This window comes from Pseudonocardia sp. ICBG1293 (assembly GCF_020131355.1).
GTDB lineage: Bacteria > Actinomycetota > Actinomycetes > Mycobacteriales > Pseudonocardiaceae > Pseudonocardia.
Genome location: NZ_JAHLEL010000040.1, coordinates 245,014 through 266,124 on the forward strand (window position 1 = coordinate 245,014; position 21,111 = coordinate 266,124).

The window sequence follows — 21,111 nt, forward strand, 5'->3', positions numbered from 1 at the left end:
TGAGGTCACCTGGGTCTGTCCCGGATGACGGGCAGGCCGAGGTCGGTGATCTTCGGTGCGGGGGTCGGGGCGGTGCGGGAGAGGCCGGCGAGCTTGGTGCGGGCGGCGTTGAGGCTGGTCTGGAGGCCCTCGACTTCGCCGTGCCAGCCGTTCGCTCGGGCTTCGGTGATCCGGTCACTCAGGTTGCGGGCGATCTCGGCCAGGCGGGTGTGTTGGCGGGGGTCGATCTGCAGCATTGGGCAGCGGATGCAGGCGTGTTCGTGCTGGCAGGGGCTGTCGTAGGGGCGTCCGCAGTTGCCGAGTTCGAGCTTGCGGCGTTCGAAGTGCTGCTCGAACTCACGCCACTCGGTGTTGGTGGGCTGGCGGTATTCGGCCTGGGGGCGTTCGGCTCGGCGCCGGTCGAGGAAGCCGCGGTAGGAACGGATCAGGTCGTCGGTGAAGACGGCGTGGTAGGCCTGGGTGGTTGTCACTGAGTGGTGGCCGAGCAGGCGGGCTGCGATGTGGATCGGGAGTCCGTTGTTGACCACGTCGGTGACGAACATGCGGCGGAAGTCGTGGGCGGTGAACAGCAATGGCTGCCCGGTGGGGTTGGTGATCCCGGCGCGCTGGGCGGTCGTGACGAGCAGCTTGCGGACGGAGTGGTAGCTGAACACGTTCTGGACGGCGCTGTTGCGTCGTGTCTGGAACAGGTGCGGCAGCGGTGGTCCGGTGACGCGTTCGAAGCTGTCGTAGCGGGCGACCAGCGGGATCGTCGAAGTTCCGGTCAGGCGCCGTAGCCGGGTGATGATTGCGGCGAGGACGTCGGTGAGTTCCGGGCTGATCAGCAGCAGCCGTTCCTCGTTGCTCTTCGACGGGACGATCTGGAGCAGAGGGACCAGCTCGCCGGTGGAAGGCAGCCGGTAGGAGATCACCGCGAGCTGGGTTAACTCGAGTAGTTCCTCGACGCGGATCCCGGTGTGACGCAGGGTTTCGATGACCGCCCAGGCCCAGAACGCGTCGTCCTCGGCTTGGCTCTGGTTGATCCGGGTGTTGGTGTCGAGGCGCTGCAGGATCACGGTGTGGTCGCGCCCGGCGAACGCTCCGGCCTCGGCAGGGCTGCGCAGTCGCCGCCGGTAGGTGCGGCCGTCGTGGGTGAGCTCCTCGTCGATCCCAACGGCCAGGGCTGCGTCGAGCAGCGCTCGCTCGGCGCGTAGCCGGTCCTCGGCCGCAGCGACCAGGCGGGGCAGCTTCGGCATCCGTTCGCGGATGCGCTGATGGATCCGCGCGGTGACCTCGGCGCGGGCCTTGTCGAACCCGGCGACGTCGGCGCGCCGGACCGGTGACGGTGCGACCGCGCCGGCCCAGCTGGGATCGGTCTGGGCCCAGTCGGCCAGGTCGAGATAGAACGCCCGAACCGTCATCAGGGTCGAGTAGCGGCTGGTGGCGCTGAGTGTGGCGCCGTTGCGGCCTGGCTGGGTCGCCAGGCGCTGCTTCCAGGCGCGGGCGGCATGCTCGGGCAACGCGAGTCCCTGGCCGGGGTCGCCCAGCTCCGGGTGGTGGACCTCGATGTCTGACCAGAACCGGCCGGCCAGCTCGGCGGCCAGATTGCGTAGCGAGGCGAAGTCCAGCGCCGGTGCGCGCTCGGTGAGGTAGCGGGTGAGGATCTCGGCGACGACCGGGTTGGCGACGCCGTAGTAGGCGACCAGCTGCGCAGGGCTGGGGCGCCCGAGCCGAGTCGCCGAGGCCAGGCTCGATCCGTCGTCGAGGACGCCCATGCGCATCAGCAGATCCCAGGCCGTCGACAGCCCTCGGACCGGATGCCCGGCCGCCAGGCCCCAGGCGCGGGCCTCGAGAAGATCGTCGACGGTGAGATCGGCCAGAGCGGGCTTGCCGGTGTGGAGCAGGATCTTGATCAGAGTGGTGCGGGCCCGCAGCAGCGTGGCCGGGACCGCGGTGACCCCCTCGACCTGGCAGGGTGCGCCATCGAGGCCACCGATGCGCGCAAAGCTCACCTGCCCGGCGCCGCTGCCGCTCCGGTCAGTCTGGTCATCGCCGGTGTCGTGCAGGAGCCCGAACATCGTGAACAACGCCGGGTGCTTGTGTCCGGCGAACAGGACGTAGTCGGGGCGGACCACTCGGGCCGCGAGCAGCCAGGTCAGCCCGGAGTTCAGCTCGGCGCGGGCTCGTCCCAGGCTCTTGGCTCTCCGCGGTGCACCGAGGAGCTGGTCGACCACGTGGTCGTGATCGCCGCGCGCGGCGAGCCACCGGTCCTGCCAGCCCCGCCCCGGGAAGGTCGCCAGCCAGGACAGCAGCTTCTCGACCCCGCGACCGACGCCCTGGCCCCGCCGTTGGTCGGGGGCGGTCACCGGCCAGCTCCCGGCCTGCTGAGAGCGCTGGACCAGTGGTGCGGCGGCGGTGGTGTCCCAGGGGCCGTTCGGGTGCCCGGGGCAGCAGCGCGCCAGCTCCGGGACCGGGATCCGGTTCGTCCAGTCCCGCCGCCATGACCGGGCGAGAGTCGGTTCCGCCGCTTCGGCATTCGGCGGCGTCGACAGAGCCGGCGAGGGAGTCGTGGTGGTGCTCATCGACGATCACCACCGAGCAGGATCGCCAGCGCGCCGGCGTCGTAGCCCTGCGCCGGGACCGGCTCGGGCGCGTGCGTGCGGGAGTCACGGGAGGCCAGGTGCTGGGCGACCCGGGCGATCACCCGGTCGTCGTCCTCGACGAGATAGACGCCGGCGGTCGTGGTGATGTGAGCGTGCCCGAGCACGGTCTGAACATCACGGATCGACAGGTCCTCGTCGCGACTCATCCGCAGCGCCGCGGTGTGGCGCAGATCGTGCCAACAGTGGTTCGTGCCCAACACGCGGTTCGCCCGCAGCAGGACTGCCCGCATCGCCGGATAGGTCAGCGGCCGCAGCCCGGCCCCGGCCGGACCAGGGATCCGGCGGTCCATTCCCGGGCCGCCGCGACGCCGGTAAGGACGCAGCGTCCACCACAGCGGCCCGTCCGCCGCGGGCGTGCCGAGGCCGGACATGTAGAGACGCAGCCAGACGAAGGACTCGCTGCTGGCCGGAAGCCACTGCTCAGCACGCGAACCCTTGCGGACCACCCGGATCCGCTGATCGCCCCAGTCCAGATCGATCGGGCGCATCCCCAACAGCTCACCGGCGCGAGCGGCCGAGGACACCGCGAGCGAGGTGATCGCCCGGTCCCGGTCACTGCGCAGCTCGGTGAACAGCGCATCCCAGTGCTCATCGGCCAACGCCCGCGGGCGCTGACGGGGAACCTTCGGATTGTGGCGCAACGCGCCGTCACCACGGAACGGGCGCAGCGGGTTGTGATGGGCGTTCGTACGACCGGACTCCCGCGAGCGGGCCAGCACGACCGGGTTAACCAGCGGCCCCTCGCCCTGCTCGATCCAGAACTCGTAGAACGCGCGGATCACCGCGTTGCTGTGGCGCACCGTGCGCGGTGCGTAGGAGTCCGACAAATACGGCTTGCCCGTGACCGTGTTCGTCCGCCCCACCGTGGACGCCGACCTGGTCCGCGGGGTCCGGCGGGGCTTGTCGGCCTGCGACAACCACAGCACCAGGTCCCGAACCTCGGCGACCGTCGCGCGGTCCCAGGCGACATCGACACGGTGTAGCCAGCGCCACCACCGCAACAGGGCGTAGGCGTAGCTGCGGACACTGCCCGGGCTACTACACCGAGCGGCGAGATCCCGCAGGAACTCCGCGATCGGTTCGACCGCAACACCATCCGGATCGACGACCAACCAGCCCGGCAGATCATCCGCCGCTACGACCCGTCCCCACCGACCCAGACCGTCCCCGCCGGTCCGATCGGGACTACTCCTGTGTGCAGGCACCTCAAGGACTCCTTCCCTCGCTGAGGGAAGGAGTCCTATCGGCTGTCGGCTCAGGAGCATTCGCCCTACTCGCCCGCGGCCAGCTCTTGTGCGGTCAATACCTTGGTCTTCTGCCGGGTGTGGTCGGTCATCTCCATGAAGTCGATCTCGCCGCCCACCGGGAAGTTCTCCGCGGTGGGCCAGAGCAGCAGCAGCGCGTTGTACGAGGGGTCCGACGCGGGTGCCCAGACCCGGCCCTCCCAGCGGCCGTACTTCTGGCTACTGTCGGACCAGGCCATGCCGCCGGTGGTGCCGTCGGCGTCGCCGGCGATGGTGAGCACGCCGTCCCGCACCGAGATCGCCGACGGGGAGCGCTTCCCCTCACCGCCGTGGCCGGGGCCGTCGTAGGGGCTCCACCCGGTCAGGGTGTCGCCGTCGAAGTCGTCGACCTTCACCGGCTCGCCCCAGTTGTGCTCGACGGCGGCGGTGGTCGCCGCGCCCGGGTAGGCGGGGCCGCGGGGGCCGCGGGGGCCGCAGGGGCGGCACCGGCGGCGCAGTCCGCGGGGGCGGGGGTCGCCCCGGCGGACGGAGCCGTTCCGGGTGCCGGGGAGGCGGCGTCGGCCGGGGTGGTCGCGGCATCACCGGGCGTGCCGGGGGGCGCGTCGGTCGAGGTCGTGCCGGCGGACGGAGCCGGGTCGCCGCCCGAGCCCGAGTCGCCCCCGGAACCCTGACCGGAACCCGAGTCGTCTCCGGAGCCCGAGCCGCCGCCCGAGCCCTGGTCCCCGCCCGAACCCTGGTCGTCCCCCGAACCCGAGTCCCCGCCCGAACCCTGGTCGCCACCGGAACCCGCGTCGTCCCCGGAGCCCCGGTCACCGCCGGAGCCGCTCCCCGACCCACCCGACCCGGAGTCGTCGGGGTCACCGCCGCCCCCCGAGCCGTCGTCGTGCCCCGCCCTGTCGCCGGACGAGCCGTGCTCGCCGTCCCGGTCGTCCCCGGACGGGCCGTCCGCCTCGGATCCGGGGGCGGCGGAGGCGCCGGGCTTCCCCGACCCGGCGCCTCCGTCACCACCGGTGGCCGGACCACCCGGAGCGGCTCCCCCGGGCGGGGTGGCGCCCGTCGTGGGGCAGTCCGCGGTCGTCGTCGCACCCGGTCGAACGGCCCCGGTGTCCGCGAACGCCGCTGCCGGAAAGCTGATCACCATCGCGGCGGCGATCGCCACGACCCTCATAGAGCGTCCCATCAGGCTCCTCCGTAACAGTGGTCTCCTGATCCACACGGGACGCTAGATGCCACAGAGTCACCATGAGCACCTGTGTCACCACATCGGGTAGGCAACCCCTCCACCGAGCGACCGCGGAGCGTGGCCGGGACGGACACTCCACGCGTCCGGGGGACCGATCGGGTCACCGGACCGTGGCACGCACTCGGTCCCGCCCGTCGTGACACGGGTCCGTACGCGTGGCACGCGCTCGGACCCGTGGCCACGCACACGGAACCCCGGCGGCGGGCACGGAGCGTGGGTGGAACGACGAGAGCCCCGTCCGGCGTGCCGGACGGGGCTCTCGGGGTGGAGCGGGAGGCTCACCAACCGCGAGCGGCGTAGCGCTGCTCCTCGGGGATGTCGGCGATGTTGATGCCGACCATGGCCTCGCCCAGGCCGCGGGAGACCTTGGCGATCATCTCGGGGTCGTCGTGGAAGGTCGTGGCCTTCACGATCGCCGACGCGCGCTGCGCCGGGTCACCGGACTTGAAGATGCCCGACCCGACGAACACGCCCTCGGCACCGAGCTGCATCATCATCGCCGCGTCCGCCGGGGTCGCGATGCCACCGGCGGTGAACAGCACGACCGGGAGCTTGCCGGTGCGGGCCACCTCGGCGACCAGCTCGACCGGGGCGCGCAGCTCCTTGGCCGCGATGTAGAGCTCGGCGGCGTCGAGGGAGGCGAGCCGGCCGATCTCGGCGCGGATCGAGCGCATGTGCCGGGTGGCCTCGACGACGTTGCCGGTGCCGGCCTCGCCCTTGGAGCGGATCATGGCCGCGCCCTCGGAGATGCGGCGCAGGGCCTCACCCAGGTTGGTGGCACCGCAGACGAAGGGCGCGGTGAACTCCCACTTGTCGATGTGGTGCGCCTCGTCGGCCGGGGTCAGGACCTCGGACTCGTCGATGTAGTCGACACCGAGGGACTGCAGGACCCGGGCCTCGACGAAGTGGCCGATGCGGGCCTTGGCCATGACCGGGATGGACACGGCCTCGACGATGCCGGTGATCATGTCCGGGTCCGACATGCGGGCCACGCCGCCGTTGGCACGGATGTCGGCCGGGACGCGCTCCAGGGCCATCACGGCGACGGCCCCGGCGTCCTCGGCGATCTTGGCCTGATCCGGCGTGACGACGTCCATGATCACGCCGCCCTTCAGCATCTCGGCCATCCCGCGCTTCACCCGCGCGGTGCCGTGCTGCGGGCCGGCGGTGTCGGGGGTGTTCTCAGCTGCGGACACGGGTGATCGGAGCTCCTCACATGACGGTCGGACTGCGTGGCGATTCTACGTGAGGGCGCGCAGGTGAACGCGGCGGTTCCGGATCGGCGATCTCGAAGTACACCGGCTCCGGTGCGGTGCCGTGCAGACGCAGCGTCCGCACCAGCCATCGCGAGCGCAGGGCACGGGTGTCGCGGACGGCGTCGTTGTGCACGCGCCGGGCCAGCACGACCAGGGCCTCGGCGTCGGCGAGGTCGCCGTCGGTCGCAGTGTCCCCCACCCCCCGCGCGACGGCGGCGAGCTGCCTGGTCAGGGCGTTCTCCGCGGCCTCGCGGGCCGCGCGGGCACCGGCCGGGTCGCGCCCGTCCGGTGCCGGTGCGTGCAACGCGCGGGCGACGAGCGCGGCCCGGCGCAGGTCCGGCGGGGCCGCCGGACCCAGCGCGTCGGCGACGGCGAGCGCCGCCCGGGCCCGGGTGTCCAGCGCCGTGGCGAGCCCGGCCCGGGCGGCGTCGACCCGCACGTGCAGCCGGTGCAGGCGCCGCACCCGTGTCACGCACCACAGGGTGAGTGCCACCACCAGCAGCGTCGCCGGTGCCGCGACGCCGGCGACCAGGGCCGTGCTCACCGCGCGCCCCCGCGCACCAGCGGACGTGGTGCGCCGGCGATCGCGGCCCGGTACACCCGCAGCACGTCCCCGGCGACGACCGGCCAGTCGTACCGACGGGCCCGGGCCCGGCCGGCGGCGGCGAGCCGGGCGCGGACCGGGGCGTCGTCGAGCAGGCGGACGAGCGCGGCGGCCAGTGCGGCCTCGTCGCCGGGTGGGAACAGGGCACCCGCGCGACCGTCGTCGAGCACGGCACGGAAGGACTCGAGGTCCGCGGCCAGCACCGGGGCGCCCGCGGCCATCGCCTCGGTCAGCACCATCCCGAAGCTCTCGCCGCCGCGGTGCGGTGCGCAGAGCACCGCGACCGACCGCAGCGCGGCGGCCTTGGTCGCCTCGTCGACCGGGCCCAGCAGGTCGATCCGGCCGGCCAGCTCGGGGCCCGCGGCGCGGCGCAGCCGGTCACCGTCGCCGCGCCCGACGACGAGCAGCCGTACCTCCGGGTGGACGGCGACGACCCGGTGCAGCGCGGCCAGCAGCACCGGCATGCCCTTGCGGGGCTCGTCGAAGCGGCCGACGAACCCGACCCGCACCGCGGGCGGCAGGTCGACCACCGGGCCGTGGGCGAACCGGGCGACGTCGACGCCGTTGGGGATCTCGGTGGCGTCCCCGCCCAGGTGCTCGACCTGTACCCGGCGCGCGGTCGCCGACACCGCGATCCGCGCCGTGACCCGCTCCAGCAGCGGGCGCGCCACCGGGCCGAACGCGGCCAGCACCCGGGACCGCTCGGTGGAGGTGTGGAACGTGGCCACGACCGGCCCGCGGGCGTCGAGCAGGGCCAGCGCCGACACCGACGGGGCGGTGGGCTCGTGCACGTGCAGGACGTCGACGTCGTGCGTGGTGAGCCAGCGCCGGGTGCGGTGGCGGGTCAGCGGGCCGAACGCGACCCGGGCGACGGAGCCGTTGTAGGGGACCCCGACGGCCCGCCCGGCCGAGGTGACGAACTCCGGTGCCGCACCGGCCGTCGGGGCGAGGACCTCCACGGCGTGCCCGAGCCGGCGCAGCGCGGCGGCCAGGTCCAGGACGTGGCGCTGCACTCCCCCGGCGACCTCGAGCGAGTACGGGCAGACGATCCCGATCCTCATCCCGCGCCGACCGGCTGCAGCATGTGCCAGTCCCACGGGCGGCGGGCGATCATGTCACCGAACGCGTCGGCGAGGTGCTGGACCGCCCCGGGACCGGCGGGGACCGCGGCCCCGACCTCGACGCCCCAGGCGTCGTCGGTGAAGTAGGGGTAGGCCGGGTGCAGCGCGGCGCCGGTGATCCGGGCCAGCCGTGCCGGGCCGGACGGCAGCCGGGCGGGCCCGCCGAGGAAGGTCACCTCGGTCCCGGTTCCGGACAGGTCGCGGTCGGCGACCAGGCAGACGACCCCGCCGCGGCGCAGCCGCCCGGTCAGCGCCCGGTGTGCGGTGCGGGGGTCGTCGGCGGTCACGACCTCGAACCCGAGTGCGCGCCGGTAGGCGAGGAACCGGCGGAACAACGGCTCCGGACGCAGCCGCTGCACGACGGTGGTCAGCACCGGGTCGAGCCCGAGCCGGTCGAGCTCGCGCAGCAGGTAGAGCCCCGCGAGGTCCCAGTTGCCGGCGTGCGGGAGGGCGAACACGACCCCACGCCCGGACCGGGCGGCCGCCAGCGCGTCGACGACACCGTGGGCGTGCGGCCCCATCGCGGCGTGCACCGCGGCCGGGTCGAGCCGGGGCAGCGCGAACGCCTCCCGCCAGTAGCGGGCGTAGCTGCGCATCCCCGCGGCGACCAGCGCGTCGAGCTCGGCGGGGGTCGCACCGGGACGGGCCCGGTGCAGGTTGTGCCGCAGGCGTCGTACGCCGGGCCCGTCGCGGCGTACCGCGAGCGCGGCGCTGGCGTCGAACACCCGCCCGACGACGCCCGCGGGCAGCCGCCCGGCCACCCCCCAGCCCGCCGCGTACCCGACGGCGGCCAGTGTGTCGCCGGTGCGTCCCGGCAGGTCAGGCACGCGGGGCCTCGCGGGAGCTGTGCCGCACCGCCAGGATCCGCTGGCCGAGGGTCACCGCCGTCCCGACCGCCAGCACGACGAGGGTGACGGTCAGCGCCCACGGCACGCCGATCCCGGACAGGAACGCGCCGACCAGGCCGAGGATGAGCCGTTCGGCGCGCTCGACGAGGCCGCCCTCGGCGGTCAGCCCGACCGACTCGGCACGGGCCTTGACGTAGGACACGATCTGGCCGCCGACCAGGGCGACCAGCGCGGCGGCGCCGGCGAGCGGTTCGGCCCCGCCGGTCAGCGCCCACCACGCGAGCCCGGCGAACAGGGCACCGTCGACGATCCGGTCGCAGGTGGAGTCGAGCACCGCCCCGAACGGCGTGCCGTGGCCGCGGGCGCGGGCCATCGCGCCGTCGATCAGGTCGGTCAGCACGAACAGCGTCACCAGCACCGCGCCGAGGGCGAGCCACCCGGTCGGCAGGAACGCCAGCGAGCAGACGACGGCCCCGACCGTGCCGAGCACGGTCACGGTGTCCGGGCTGACACCGCGATCGATCAGGGCCCGCCCGACGGGGTCGGTGAGCCGGTTGACGTGCGCGCGGGCGAACAGGTTCAGCATCGGTGGCTGCGTGCTCCCGTGCAGGACGGCGGGGTGGGGGACCCTGCCAGCGTAGTCCGCCGCCGGGTCGTCCCGTCGCGGACGCGGCCGGTCAGCGCCGTGGCCGTTCCCACGCCTGCGCCAGCTGGTCGCGGGTCTCGGCCAGCAGCTGGGGGATCACCTTCGTCTGCCCGACGACCGCGATGAAGTTCGCGTCCCCGCCCCAGCGCGGTACGACGTGCTGGTGCAGGTGCTCGGCCAGCGACCCGCCCGCGACGTGGCCCAGGTTGAGCCCCACGTTGAACGCGTGCGGCGCCGCGATCCGCTTCATGGTCACGACGGCCTGGCGGGTGAACGCCATCAGCTCGCCGGACTCGGAGTCGGTGAGGTCCTCCAGGTCCGCGACGTGCCGGTAGGGCAGCACCATCAGGTGCCCCGGGTTGTACGGGTGCAGGTTCAGCAGGGCGTAGACCTCGTCGCCGCGGGCGACGACGAGGTTGTCCGCGTCCGGGTCCGCCGAGTCGCCCAGGGTCTCCCCCGGGCGATGCGGCAGAACGGGCAGCCCGTGTCACCGGCTCCCTGGATGTAGGCGAGCCGGTGCGGGGTCCACAGCCGCGCGAAGCCGTCGGGCGTCCCGGTCCCCTCCTGCGGGACCCACTCCTGCTCCATGCGCCGATCCTAGGCGCCGTCGCCGAAGCTCTCCGCCGTCGGCGAGGTGTTCGTGCGCGACCGCACCCACTCCACGATCGAGGTGACCGCCTGCTCGACCGGCACCGCGTTGGTCTGCGAGCCGTCCCGGAAGCGGAAGCTGACCGCGCCGGCCTCGACGTCGCGTCCCCCCACGAGCAGCAGGAACGGCACCTTCGCCAGGGTGTGGGTCCGGATCTTCTTCTGCATCCGGTCGTCGCCGGAGTCGACGTCGACCCGGATGCCGGCGGCGCGCAGCCGGGCGGCGACGTCGCGGACGTAGTCGTCCTGGGCCTCGGTGACCGGGATGCCCACCACCTGCACGGGTGCCAGCCACGCCGGGAAGGCGCCGGCGTAGTGCTCGGTGAGCACGCCGAAGAAGCGCTCGATCGACCCGAACAGCGCACGGTGGATCATGACCGGGCGCTGCCGGGAGCCGTCGGAGGAGGTGTACTCCAGCTCGAAGCGGTCCGGCAGCATCAGGTCGACCTGGATGGTCGACATCTGCCAGTAGCGGCCGATCGCGTCCCGGGCCTGCACCGAGATCTTCGGGGCGTAGAACGCGGCGCCCCCCGGGTCGTCGCGCAGCTCCAGCCCGAAGCTCCCCGCGGCGTCACGCAGGGCCTGGGTGGCCTCGGCCCAGGACTCGTCGGACCCGATCGACTTCTCCGGGTTGCGGGTCGAGAGCTCCAGGTAGAAGTCGTCGAGGCCGTAGTCGCGCAGCAGGTCGAGCACGAACTGGAGCAGGCTGCGGATCTCGCCCTGCATCTGCTCGCGGGTGCAGTAGATGTGCGCGTCGTCCTGGGTGAAGCCGCGGGCCCGGGTCAGGCCGTGCACGACGCCGGACTTCTCGTAGCGGTAGACGGTGCCGAACTCGAACAGCCGCAGCGGCAGCTCGCGGTAGGACCGTCCGCGCGAGGCGAAGATCAGGTTGTGCATCGGGCAGTTCATCGGCTTGAGGTAGTAGTCGACGGCCGGCCGCTTCAGCTCGCCCTCGCCGGTGTACTCGGCGTCGAGCTGCATGGGCGGGTACATGCCCTCGGCGTACCACTCCAGGTGGCCGGACTTCTCGAACAGCGCGCCCTTGGTGGCGTGCGGGGTGTAGACGAACTCGTACCCCGCCGCGGCGTGCCGCTCGCGCGACAGGTCCTCCAGCTCCTTGCGGACGACCCCGCCCTTGGGGTGGAAGACCGGCAGTCCCGACCCGATCTCGTCGGGGAAGCTGAACAGGTCCAGCTCGCTGCCGAGCCGGCGGTGGTCGCGGCGCTCGGCCTCGGCGACGCGCTCCAGGTAGGCGTCGTGCGCCTCCTGGGACTCCCACGCGGTGCCGTAGATGCGCTGCAGCTGGGCGTTGGCCTGGTCGCCCCGCCAGTACGCGGCGGCCGAGCGGGTCAACGAGAACGCCGGGACGTACTTGGTGGTCGGCAGGTGCGGGCCGCGGCACAGGTCCGACCAGACGGTCGCGCCGGTGTGCGCGTGCACGTTGTCGTAGATCGTCAGCTCGCCGGAGCCGTCGACCTCCATCACCTCGTCGTCGGCGCCCTTGAGGTCGATGAGCTCCAGCTTGTAGGGCTCCTCGGCCAGCTCCGCGCGCGCCTCCTCCTTGTCGGCGAACCGACGCCGGCTGAAGCGCTGCCCGGACTTGACGATCTTCTTCATCGCCGACTCGATCTTCTTCAGATCCTCGGGGGTGAAGGGGGTGTCGACGTCGAAGTCGTAGTAGAAGCCGTCGGTCACCGGCGGACCGATGCCCAGCCTGGCCTTCGGGAACAGCTGCTGGACGGCCTGGGCCAGCACGTGCGCCGCGGAGTGCCGGATGACGCTGCGGCCCTCCTCGGTGTTCGCCGGGACCGGGACCACCTCGGTGTCGGCGTCGGGGGCCCAGGCCAGGTCGCGGAGGGCGCCCTCGGCGTCACGCACGACGACGATCGCCTCGGGACCACTGGTCGGCAGCCCGCCCTCCCGGACGCGCGCGCCGGCGGCCGTCCCGGCCGGCACCCGGATCGGGGCGGACGCGGGCGGGGCGGACGGTGCGGACACGGGGGTGCCTCCTGCGGTGCTGCGAACGGATGGACCCCCGATGCTAGTCGGGGGCCGCGACCCGGTTCCGACCGCAGGGAAGACACCCGCCGGGTACGGGTGTTGCAGGCCTCGTGGTCCCTCTCTCCGTGCTCGACCTGGTCCCCGTCGCCGACGGCTCGTCGGCCACCGACGCGCTCGCGCACAGCACCCGTCTGGTGCGGCGGGCCGAGGAGCTGGGCTTCACCCGGTACTGGGTCGCCGAGCACCACGGTATGCCGGGCATCGCCAGCTCCTCGCCGCCGGTGCTGATCGCCCACCTGGCCGGGGCCACCGAGCGGATCACCGTCGGTTCCGGCGGGGTGATGCTGCCCAACCACCGCCCGCTCGTGGTCGCGGAGCAGTTCGGCACCCTGGAGGCGCTGCACCCCGGGCGGATCGACCTGGGCATCGGGCGCGCGCCGGGCACCGACCCGCGCACCGCCGCGGCACTGCGCGGGACCTCCGCGGAGCGGCTGCACGCACCGGACGACCTCCCCGACCAGCTCGTGGAGCTCGCGGCCTACTTCCGCGGCGACGGCGAGGTCCTCGCCGTGCCGTCGGCGGGCAACGCGCCCACCATGTGGCTGCTCGGCTCGTCGGGGTACTCGGCGAAGGTGGCCGGGATGCTGGGCCTGCCGTTCGCGTTCGCCCACCACTTCTCCGCCGCGAACACCCTGCCCGCGCTCGAGCTCTACCGCGAGCACTTCCGGCCGTCGGCGATGCAGGAGCGGCCGTACTCCCTGATCGCCGCCGGCGTGACCTGCGCCGACACCGACGAGCGCGCCCGGGAGCTGGCGCTGCCCGCGGCGCTGCAGTTCCTGCACCTGCGCCTGGGCGACCCGCGCCCGCTGCCCGGTCCCGCCGAGGTCGCCGCCTTCGAGTGGACAGACGCCGCGCGGTCGTTCGTCGAGCAGCGCTGGGCCGACCAGGTCATCGGGTCGCCGGACACCGTGCGCGCCGGGGTCGAGGACCTCGTCGCCCGGACCGGGGTGGACGAGCTGATGGTGACCACCTCGACCTTCCACGGGCAGGACCGGCTGCGCTCCTACGAGCTGCTGGCCGAGGCGGTCGGGCTGCGCCCGGCGGCCGCGGCCGCCTGAACCGGGTGGGCTGCGGCATGATCGCGGTCGTGAACGACGCCGCCGCCCGCTTCCGGTCCGCGATCGAGGCCGGTGACCTCGACGCCGCCGTCGCCCTCTGTCGCGACGACGTGGAGTTCCGCTCACCGGTCGTGCACCGCCCCCACCGGGGCCGGGAGCCGCTGCGTGCGGTGCTCGGCGCGGTGTTCACCGTCTTCGGCGGGTTCCACTACGTCGCCGAGTACTCCGGACCCGACGGGCACGTCCTGGAGTTCGCCGCGACCGTCGGGGAGCGGGAGGTGCAGGGCGTCGACCTCCTGCGTACCGACACCGAGGGCCGGATCCGGGAGCTGACCGTGCTGGTCCGGCCGCTGTCGGCGGCCACCGAGCTGCGGGACCGGATGGGCCCGCTGCTCACCCGGCCCGCCTGACCCCGTCGCCGTGCGCCCGCGGCGGGTTGCCTCCGTCCGGCGACCGGCGGCGCCCGGTCGTCCCACCGGATGCGGCCGTCCGGCCGTCCGGCGCGGGGCCGCTCGCGCGTCGTCGCACGCAACCGGCCGTTGCTCGACGCAGGGATCGTCTCGTCTGTGCATCCCTTCGGCCCCGGGCACGATGGTCCGCATGCCGCACCATGATCGGGCGATCCGGTCACGGAGAGCGCCATCACCCCGCTGACGTGCCGACATTCGAGTGACGTCGATCCGGTGGGCACACCGCCGCCCGCCGGTCGTTCGTTGATCCGGCGAACTCGTTGACCGGGTGAGACCACGCCGCCACCGTCCGGCTCCGCCGGCCGTCGACCAGAAAGGAGAGCCGGTTGCCCGCAGGCCCGCCCCCGCCGCCGCGGTCGCGCCGCTCCCCCGAGTCCGATTCCTACGGTTCGTCCCCTTCCGGTCGTGCGGTCGACACCGAGGAGCGCCCGACCGGCCGGCACGGCAGCGACCAGGTCGCCCGCACCGACTCCGGTGCCCCGGCCCGGCACGGCGCGCCCACCGGCGGCCGGCGCGCGCGGACCGACGAGCCGGAGGCACGCTCGTTCGCCGACGTCGTCCGCGCCACCGGGTCGGCCGCGCGTCCCGGACCCGACGGGTCGCACGCGGCCGCTGCGGACGACGTCCCCGCCCGACGACGCCCGCGGCGGGCCGACAGCGCCGTCCCCCCGGCCTCCGCCCCCGCCGGGCGCACCGGCGACCGCGACGCGACCCGCTCCGGACCGGGCGGCGCCGGGACGACCGGCACGGGAACGACCGGCACGGGAACGACCGGCGCGGGAACGACCGGCGCGGGCGGGAGCGGCTCCGGGGGGACCACCAGGGTCGGGCTGCGCGTACGCGGCGGCACCGTGCCCCGCGAGCCCGGCAGCACCCCGCAGCCGGCCGCCCCGGGCACGCCGCCCGCGGACCCGCCCGTCCCCGCCCGCCCCCGGCACACCACCGGCCCGCAGCGACGCCCCGACGCGGGCGGGTCCGGGCGGCCGGGCAGCGCCCCGTCGGCGTCCGGCCCGGCGCCCACCGCCCCGGACCGGCGGGCCGCCGCGTCCGCGCCGGCCCCGGCCGGGCCGGTCGGACGACCGGGGGCAGGCACGCCGCCGCCCGCGCCCGGCTCGGTGCGTCCGGGCAGCGGACCGCAGGTCCGCCCCGCCGACGCCGGAAGCGGCCGCCGGGACACCGGACCGCGGCCGCGGCCCGCCGCCTCCGTCCCGGGTGCGCCGGGACCCGCCGCCGGGTCGGCTCCGGGCCCGGTTCCGCCGCGCCCCGGGAGCGCCGGCCCCGCGCCGTCCCCGCGCCCGCCGGAGCCGGACACCGCCGCCACCCGGACCGGTCGCCGTCGCCGTCCCGAGCCCGACGCGGGCGTCGAGGCCGCCACGGACGGGATGCCCGCGCGCACCGCCGGGCACCGTCGCCGCCCCGGCGACGACCCGACGGCGCTGTCCCCCACCGCGGTACCGGCCGCGGCCACCCCCGGGCCCGGGGCACCGACCGCGCTCTCCCCCGCCGCGGACGCGCCGACCGGGCTCCTGGCCGCCTCCGCCCCCTCCGGGGACTCCCCGGACGCCACGGACGCCACGGCCCCCGCGCCGCGCCGCCGCCGCCGCGCCGGGCCGGACGGGCCGGTCGACCGGGTCATCGCACTCGTCGGCCCCGGTGTGGGCGTGGTGCGCCGTCGCCTCGGCATCCTCGATGCCGAGCAGAAGGCCGCCCTCACCCCGGAGGAGCGGCGGACCCGGCGTCGTCGCCAGGTCCTCTACTCGCTGGCCGGCACGGCCGCGTCGGTCGTGCTGCTGCCCCTGCTGCTGCTCGGGCTCGGCTGGCTGCTGTTCCCGATCCCCAGCCCCGACGACGCCGTGCAGAACCAGATCGCGACCGTCTCCTACGCCGACGGCGGCCAGCTCGCCCGTCTGGTGCCCGAACAGGGCAACCGGATCAAGGTCGGGATGGACGCGATCCCGGTGCCCGTGCGCGAGGCGGTGCTGGCGGCCGAGGACCGGTCGTTCTACTCGAACCCGGGCTTCGACTTCACCGGCATCCTGCGGGCGATGGTCAACCAGCTGACCGGCGGTGTCGGCGGCGGTTCCACGATCACCCAGCAGTACGTCAAGAACACCCTGGTCGGCAACGACGCGACGTACTGGCGCAAGTACAAGGAACTGATCGTCTCGCTGAAGGTCTCCGGGCAGAAGTCCAAGGACGAGATCCTCAACGACTACCTCAACGCGATCTACTTCGGCCGCGGCGCGTACGGCATCGAGTCCGCGAGCCTGGCCTACTACGGCAAGCCCGCGGCCCAGCTGTCCCCCAGCGAGGGTGCGCTGCTCGCCGGGATCATCCAGTCGCCGTCGAACTGGGACCCGGCGAACTCGCCGGACCGGGCGAAGCAGCGCTGGAACTTCGTCCTCGACGGGATGGCCGCGCAGGGCTGGATCTCGCGGGCGGACCGGCAGGCAGCCGTCTTCCCGCAGACGATCGCGCCGGAGAACACCTCGCGCTCGTCGTCGCTGACCGACGCCCGCGGCCACATCCTCAACGCGGTCCGCTCGGAGCTGGGCTCGCTGGGCATCTCCGAGCAGGCGTTCGCCCAGGGTGGTCTGCAGGTGACGACGACGATCGACCCGCAGCGCCAGCAGCAGCTCACCGAATCGGTGGAGGAGAAGCTGCGCGGCGAGCCGGAGCTGCTGCGCACCGGGGCGGTCGCGATCGACCCGCGCACCGGCGGCGTCCTCGGCTACTACGGCGGCGCGAACGGCACCGGTCTGGACTACGCCCAGGTCATGAAGCAGCCGGGGTCCACGTTCAAACCGTTCGCCGTGCTCGCCGGGCTGCTGGAGGACCCGCCGATCGGTCTGGGCACCACCTTCGACGGGTCCGAGCGTCCCGGGCTGCGCAACGCCGAGGGCGCCAACTGCCCGCGCTGCGACCTCAAGCAGGCGATGACGCTCTCCAACAACGTCGTGTTCACCAAGCTCGCCGCGCAGGTCGGGCCGCAGAAGGTGGCCGACGCCGCCCGGCTCGCCGGGATCACCGCCCCGCTGGAGAACCCCGACGCCCGGCTCCCGCTGGGCAACAAGGAGGTCACGCCGGTCCAGCTGGCGTCGGCCTACGCCACCATCGCCGCGGGCGGTGTCTGGCACGCCCCGCACATGGTCTCCAAGGTCGTCGACTCCGACGGGCGGGTGCTCTACGAGTACCAGCCCGGGGAGGGCGAGCAGCGCTTTCCCGAGCAGGTGGCGCGCAACGTCGTCGAGGCGATGATGAACGTGGTCGACAACGACGGGCTGCAGCTGCCCGACGGGCAGGAGGCCGCCGGCAAGACCGGCACCGTGCAGTCCCGCTTCGAGGGCCAGAACAACGACGCGTGGTTCGCCGGTTTCACCCCCGCCGTCGCGACCGCCGTCTGGGTCGGCACCGACCGCAACGACCCGATCCAGGACTCCGCAGGCCGCCCGATCAACGGAGCCGACCTGCCCGGATCGGTGTGGAAGGCGTTCATGTCGGACGCCGTGCGCACCGCAGGCACGGTCGAGTTCCCGGTGTTCCGGCCGATCGGCGAGTCGCCCTCCACCCTGGCGCCCAACGAGCCGACCGCCCCGCCGACGCCGACGGAGACTCCGAGCAGCGAACCCACGCCCGAGCCCAGCCCGGAGCCGGCTCCACCGGCCACGGACCCGCCGGCACCGGTGGAGCCGACCGGCGTCCCGGAGACCACCGGCGACCCGGTGCCCGCCCAGCAGGACGACACCCAGCCGGGTTCGGACGCCGGGCGCGCCGTGGACCCGACCGTCGGCTGATCCGCCCCGTTCCCGTCGCCGCCGGGCTACCGTGGACGGGTGACCGGTGACCATCACTTCGAGGTGGTGGCCTGGCGGGCGGACCGCAGGCTCACCCTCTACGTGCCGGGCATCGAGGCGTCGACCACCGTCGACGACCCCCGTGCGGCCGAGGACGCGGTCCGTGACCTGATCGCGGACCTGACCGGCGTCGACCGCGGGGTCATCACCTGCGACATCCGGCTCGGCCGCCCCTGGCGCTCCGGCATCTGAGCCGGCCGGGGTCAGCGCGGCGGCGGCACCAGGATCGTCGCCGCGGCCGCACAGACCGACTCGGTCAGCGCGTCCAGCACGGTGGTGCTGAGCTTCCAGTGCTGCCAGTACAGCGGGACGTCGAGATGACGCTCGGCGTCGAGCAGCACGAGCTGCCCGGCCGCCGCGGCCTCCCGTGCCGGGCCGTCGGTGAACATCCCCCAGCCCAGACCGGCACGGATCGCGTCGTGGTAGCCGTCGGCCGCGGGCACCCGGTGCGCCGGACCGGTACACGGCCGGTGGGTGAGCCCCCGGACGAAGCGTGTCTGCAACCGGTCCTTCGGCCCGAAGTCCACCCGCGGGGCGAGCGGGAAGGCCTCGGCCGGGTCGCGCCCCGCGAACCACCGGTCGTGGACCGGCCGTGCGGCGACGGGCCGGTAGCGGGTCGCGCCCAGCGGTCGGACCGCGCAGCCCTGCACCGGCGCCGACGACGTCGTCACCGCCCCGACCACCGAACCTTCCCGGAGCAGGGCCGCGGTGTGCTCCTCGTCGTCGACGTGCAGGTCCAACCGGACCCCGTACCGGGCGGCCAGCGGGACCACCCCGGACAGGAACCAGTGGGTCACCGAGTCCGCGTTCACCGCGATCGGCAGGTGCGTGCCCGCGGTGTCGGCACTGCCGAAGCCGGCCTCGACCTCCCCCTCCAGCACCGCGATCTGGCGGGCCAGCCGCAGCAGGGCCGCCCCCTCCTCGGTGGCCACGCAGGGGCGCGTGCGGCGCACCAGGATCCGGCGCGCCTGCCGTTCCAGGGCCTTGATCCGCTGCGACACCGCCGACGGCGTGATGGACAGCCGCGCGGCGGCGGCGTCGAACCCGCCCTCCTCTACCACGGCGCTCAGGGTGGCCAGCCGGTCCCGGTCGTACATGAAGCGATTCTACAGTTCATGACATTCTTTCAGTTGTTGACGTACTCCTGGCGCGGACGACCTAGCGTCGGTGACGTGAGTGTGCTGGCGGGATTCGGGACCGGGCTGTCGTTGATCGCGGCGATCGGGGCGCAGAACGCGTTCGTGCTGCGGCAGGGGCTGCGACGCGAGCACGTCCCGGCGGTGGTGCTGTTCTGCGTGCTCGCCGACCTGGTACTGGTGACCGCGGCGGTCGCGGGCGTCGGGCTGGTGGTGGACCGCGTGCCGGGGCTGGTCGAGGTCGTGCGCTGGGGCGGCGTCGTGTGGCTGACCGGCTACGGGCTGCTCGCGCTGCGGCGGGCCGTGCGCCCGGCGGGCCTCGACGCCGACACCCGGGGCGCGGCCCGGCCGCTCGCGCCGGTCCTGGGGAGCGCGGCGGCGCTGACGTTCCTCAACCCGCACATGATGCTGGACCTGCTGGTGCTCGGGTCGCTCGCCGCCGCGCACGGCGACGACGGGCGGTGGGCGTTCGGGGCCGGGGTGGTCGTGGCCAGCCTGACCTGGTTCTCCGGGCTCGGTTTCGGCGCGGCGCGGCTCGCCGGGGTGTTCGCCCGGCCGGCCGCCTGGCGGGTGCTCGACGGCGTCGTCGCCGCGGTGATGCTCGGGGTGGCGGTCGCACTGGCCGTCGGGTGAGGAGTGGGGGTAGAACGTCGTCCATGCCCGCCGAGTACGTGCCGGGACGGCCACCGGCCGCGCTGCGTGGGCACGTGCTGCGCCACCTCGGCTACCGCGAGCACGCGGCCGCCCCCCTGCGCCGTCGCCAGCCACCCTCCGCCGGGGTCGCGCTGATCCTGGGGCTGCACCCGCTGACGCTGTCCGGACCGTCGATCGGGACCGCGCCGGCGGCGGCGTTCGTCGGGGGGCTGAGCGAGACGTGGGTGCTGACCGAGTTCACCGGCCCGCAGGCCGGGGTGCAGGTGGACCTGACCCCGGCGGCGACCTACACGCTGCTCGGTGGCCGGGCGCTCCCCGGCGGCGCGGTGCCCCGCCTCGACGAGCTCGACGATCCCGTGCTCGCCGCGCTGCCCGGTCGCCTGGCGGACGAGCCGACCTGGGACGGGCGGTTCGCCCTGGTCAGCGCCCTGCTGGCGGACCGGCTGCTGGACGCGCGGGCGCGACGTCCCGCGCCGGAGGTGCGCCACGCGTGGCGGCGGCTGATCGCGACCGGGGGCCGGGTCGGTGTCGCGGAGCTGGCCGCCGAGACCGGCTGGAGCCGCCGTCACCTGCAGGCGAGGTTCCGGAGCCAGATCGGGCTCGCGCCCGGCACCGCCCGGCGAGTGGTGCGCTTCGCCCGCGCCGCCGAGCTGGTCGGGGGCGGGCGGGACCCGCTCGCACGTGTCGCCGCCGAGTGCGGCTATGCCGACCAGCCCCACCTGTCCCGCGAGTTCCGGGCGCTCGCGGGGATCCCGCCCGCCGCGTTCCGCGCCGAACGGTTCCCCTTTCTTCACGACGCGCCGCCGCGGCCCGGCCAGGATCGGACGCCATGAGCATCCACCCCACCCTCCGCTACGACGACCCCCGCGCCGCGATCACCTTCCTCACCACGGCACTCGGGTTCCGGGAGGTCGCCGTGCACACCGGTGACGACGGCGCCGTCGCCCACGCCGAGCTCGCCTGGGACGACGGCGACGACACCGGCCTGCTCCTGATCGGGCCGCGCCGGCCAGGGGGCGACCGCTTCGACACCGGTCGCGCCGTGATCTACCTGACCTGCGACGACCCGGACGCGGTGCACGCCCGCGCGGTCGCCGCAGGCGCGGAGATCACCGTGGCTCCCGTCGACCAGGACTACGGTGCGCGCGAGTGCGCCGTCGCCGACCCGGAGGGCAACACGTGGAGCGTGGGGACCTACCGGCCGTCCCCGGGGCACCCGTGACCGCACGCCACCCGGACCCCGCCGACCCGCTGCCGTGGCTGCGGGAGATCTGCCTGTCCCTGCCCGAGGTGACCGAGAAGCAGAGCCACGGGTCGCCGTCGTGGTTCGTGCGGAGGATGTTCGTCTCCTACGCCGGGCACCACCACGGGCACCCGCACCTGGCGTTCTGGTGCGCCGCGGCGCCGGGCGTCCAGGCCGAGCTGGTCGCCGAGGACCCGGCCCGGTTCTTCCGGCCCGCCTACGTCGGCCACCGCGGCTGGCTCGGGGTGGTGCTCGACGGCACCGGCGACGACGCCGCCGACCGCGACGAGGTCACCGAGATCGTGACCGACGCCTGGCGCTGCGTGGCCCCGGCGCGGCTGGCCGCCCGGCTCGACAGCTGACTCGGGTAGCAACCGGCTCGG

Annotated in this window: 19 protein-coding genes and 1 pseudogene; 8 read left to right on the forward strand and 12 right to left on the reverse strand. The window is 74.4% G+C overall.

The genetic code is table 11. From position 1 onward, the window contains the following. Positions 1–5 precede the first annotated feature (5 nt). From KPF47_RS19405 to thrS, 11 genes and pseudogenes are all read right to left on the reverse strand, one after another. Complete coding sequence (locus tag KPF47_RS19405) at positions 6–2,561, reverse strand: site-specific integrase (RefSeq protein ID WP_224387719.1); 2,556 nt, start codon at positions 2,559–2,561, stop codon at positions 6–8. Further along, positions 2,558–3,754 carry a site-specific integrase gene (locus KPF47_RS19410; RefSeq protein ID WP_224387718.1) on the reverse strand — a complete coding sequence of 399 codons (1,197 nt, stop codon included), beginning with the start codon at positions 3,752–3,754 and terminating at the stop codon, positions 2,558–2,560. The genes KPF47_RS19405 and KPF47_RS19410 overlap by 4 nt, the downstream gene beginning before the upstream one ends. A 158-nt stretch (positions 3,755–3,912) precedes the next feature. Continuing rightward, a complete protein-coding gene (locus KPF47_RS19415) occupies positions 3,913–4,281 on the reverse strand; it encodes a hypothetical protein (protein WP_224390157.1) in 369 nt (122 codons plus the stop codon). After that, entirely contained in the window at positions 4,278–5,066 is a 789-nt protein-coding gene (locus KPF47_RS19420; RefSeq protein ID WP_224390158.1) for a hypothetical protein, read from the reverse strand. The genes KPF47_RS19415 and KPF47_RS19420 overlap by 4 nt, the downstream gene beginning before the upstream one ends. A gap of 341 nt (positions 5,067–5,407) precedes the next feature. Continuing rightward, positions 5,408–6,325, reverse strand: a complete 918-nt coding sequence (gene pdxS / locus KPF47_RS19425) for a pyridoxal 5'-phosphate synthase lyase subunit PdxS (RefSeq protein WP_062395727.1) — start codon at positions 6,323–6,325, stop codon at positions 5,408–5,410. 16 nt (positions 6,326–6,341) lie between these two features. Then, positions 6,342–6,929, reverse strand: coding sequence for an NUDIX hydrolase (locus KPF47_RS19430; RefSeq protein ID WP_224390159.1), 588 nt, complete (start codon positions 6,927–6,929; stop codon positions 6,342–6,344). Then, the gene (locus KPF47_RS19435) at positions 6,926–8,050 is read right to left on the reverse strand and encodes a glycosyltransferase family 4 protein (protein WP_224390160.1); all 1,125 of its coding nucleotides are present in this window, start codon (positions 8,048–8,050) and stop codon (positions 6,926–6,928) included. Before KPF47_RS19435 ends, KPF47_RS19430 begins: the two co-directional genes overlap by 4 nt. Beyond that, on the reverse strand, positions 8,047–8,937 hold the full coding sequence (locus tag KPF47_RS19440) for a phosphatidylinositol mannoside acyltransferase (protein WP_224390161.1): 891 nt from the start codon (positions 8,935–8,937) through the stop codon (positions 8,047–8,049). Before KPF47_RS19440 ends, KPF47_RS19435 begins: the two co-directional genes overlap by 4 nt. Continuing rightward, a complete protein-coding gene (gene pgsA, locus KPF47_RS19445) occupies positions 8,930–9,544 on the reverse strand; it encodes a phosphatidylinositol phosphate synthase (protein ID WP_224390162.1) in 615 nt (204 codons plus the stop codon). Before pgsA ends, KPF47_RS19440 begins: the two co-directional genes overlap by 8 nt. 91 nt (positions 9,545–9,635) lie before the next feature. Beyond that, a pseudogene (locus KPF47_RS19450) lies at positions 9,636–10,192 on the reverse strand (HIT domain-containing protein). Between the two features lie 9 nt (positions 10,193–10,201). Beyond that, positions 10,202–12,250 (reverse strand): threonine--tRNA ligase, encoded by a 2,049-nt coding sequence (thrS, locus tag KPF47_RS19455; protein WP_224390163.1) that lies wholly within the window; start codon positions 12,248–12,250, stop codon positions 10,202–10,204. Between the two features lie 113 nt (positions 12,251–12,363). Here thrS and KPF47_RS19460 point away from each other — a divergent pair, with 113 nt between their 5' ends. From KPF47_RS19460 to KPF47_RS19475, 4 genes are all read left to right on the forward strand, one after another. Further along, complete coding sequence (locus KPF47_RS19460) at positions 12,364–13,371, forward strand: LLM class flavin-dependent oxidoreductase (protein WP_224390164.1); 1,008 nt, start codon at positions 12,364–12,366, stop codon at positions 13,369–13,371. A 17-nt stretch (positions 13,372–13,388) separates the two neighbouring features. After that, a complete protein-coding gene (locus KPF47_RS19465; protein ID WP_224390165.1) occupies positions 13,389–13,781 on the forward strand; it encodes a nuclear transport factor 2 family protein in 393 nt (130 codons plus the stop codon). 386 nt (positions 13,782–14,167) lie between these two features. Next, complete coding sequence (locus tag KPF47_RS19470; protein WP_224390166.1) at positions 14,168–17,635, forward strand: transglycosylase domain-containing protein; 3,468 nt, start codon at positions 14,168–14,170, stop codon at positions 17,633–17,635. A 39-nt stretch (positions 17,636–17,674) separates the two neighbouring features. After that, positions 17,675–17,887: a hypothetical protein gene (locus tag KPF47_RS19475; protein ID WP_020626576.1), complete on the forward strand. Its 213-nt coding sequence runs from the start codon at positions 17,675–17,677 to the stop codon at positions 17,885–17,887. An 11-nt stretch (positions 17,888–17,898) separates the two neighbouring features. Here the strand turns inward: KPF47_RS19475 and KPF47_RS19480 are convergent, their stop codons facing one another. Then, on the reverse strand, positions 17,899–18,792 hold the full coding sequence (locus KPF47_RS19480; RefSeq protein WP_224390167.1) for a LysR family transcriptional regulator ArgP: 894 nt from the start codon (positions 18,790–18,792) through the stop codon (positions 17,899–17,901). Positions 18,793–18,867: 75 nt separating this feature from the next. On the opposite strand from KPF47_RS19480, the gene KPF47_RS19485 reads away from it, so the two are divergent. The 4 genes from KPF47_RS19485 to KPF47_RS19500 are packed head-to-tail and all read left to right on the forward strand — an operon-like array spanning position 18,868 to position 21,090. Further along, on the forward strand, positions 18,868–19,464 hold the full coding sequence (locus KPF47_RS19485; protein WP_224390168.1) for a LysE/ArgO family amino acid transporter: 597 nt from the start codon (positions 18,868–18,870) through the stop codon (positions 19,462–19,464). A 23-nt stretch (positions 19,465–19,487) separates the two neighbouring features. After that, on the forward strand, positions 19,488–20,318 hold the full coding sequence (locus KPF47_RS19490) for an AraC family transcriptional regulator (protein ID WP_224390169.1): 831 nt from the start codon (positions 19,488–19,490) through the stop codon (positions 20,316–20,318). Next, on the forward strand, positions 20,315–20,707 hold the full coding sequence (locus tag KPF47_RS19495; RefSeq protein ID WP_224390170.1) for a glyoxalase/bleomycin resistance/extradiol dioxygenase family protein: 393 nt from the start codon (positions 20,315–20,317) through the stop codon (positions 20,705–20,707). The genes KPF47_RS19490 and KPF47_RS19495 overlap by 4 nt, the downstream gene beginning before the upstream one ends. Further along, a complete protein-coding gene (locus tag KPF47_RS19500; protein ID WP_224390171.1) occupies positions 20,704–21,090 on the forward strand; it encodes an MmcQ/YjbR family DNA-binding protein in 387 nt (128 codons plus the stop codon). Before KPF47_RS19495 ends, KPF47_RS19500 begins: the two co-directional genes overlap by 4 nt. Positions 21,091–21,111 lie beyond the last annotated feature (21 nt).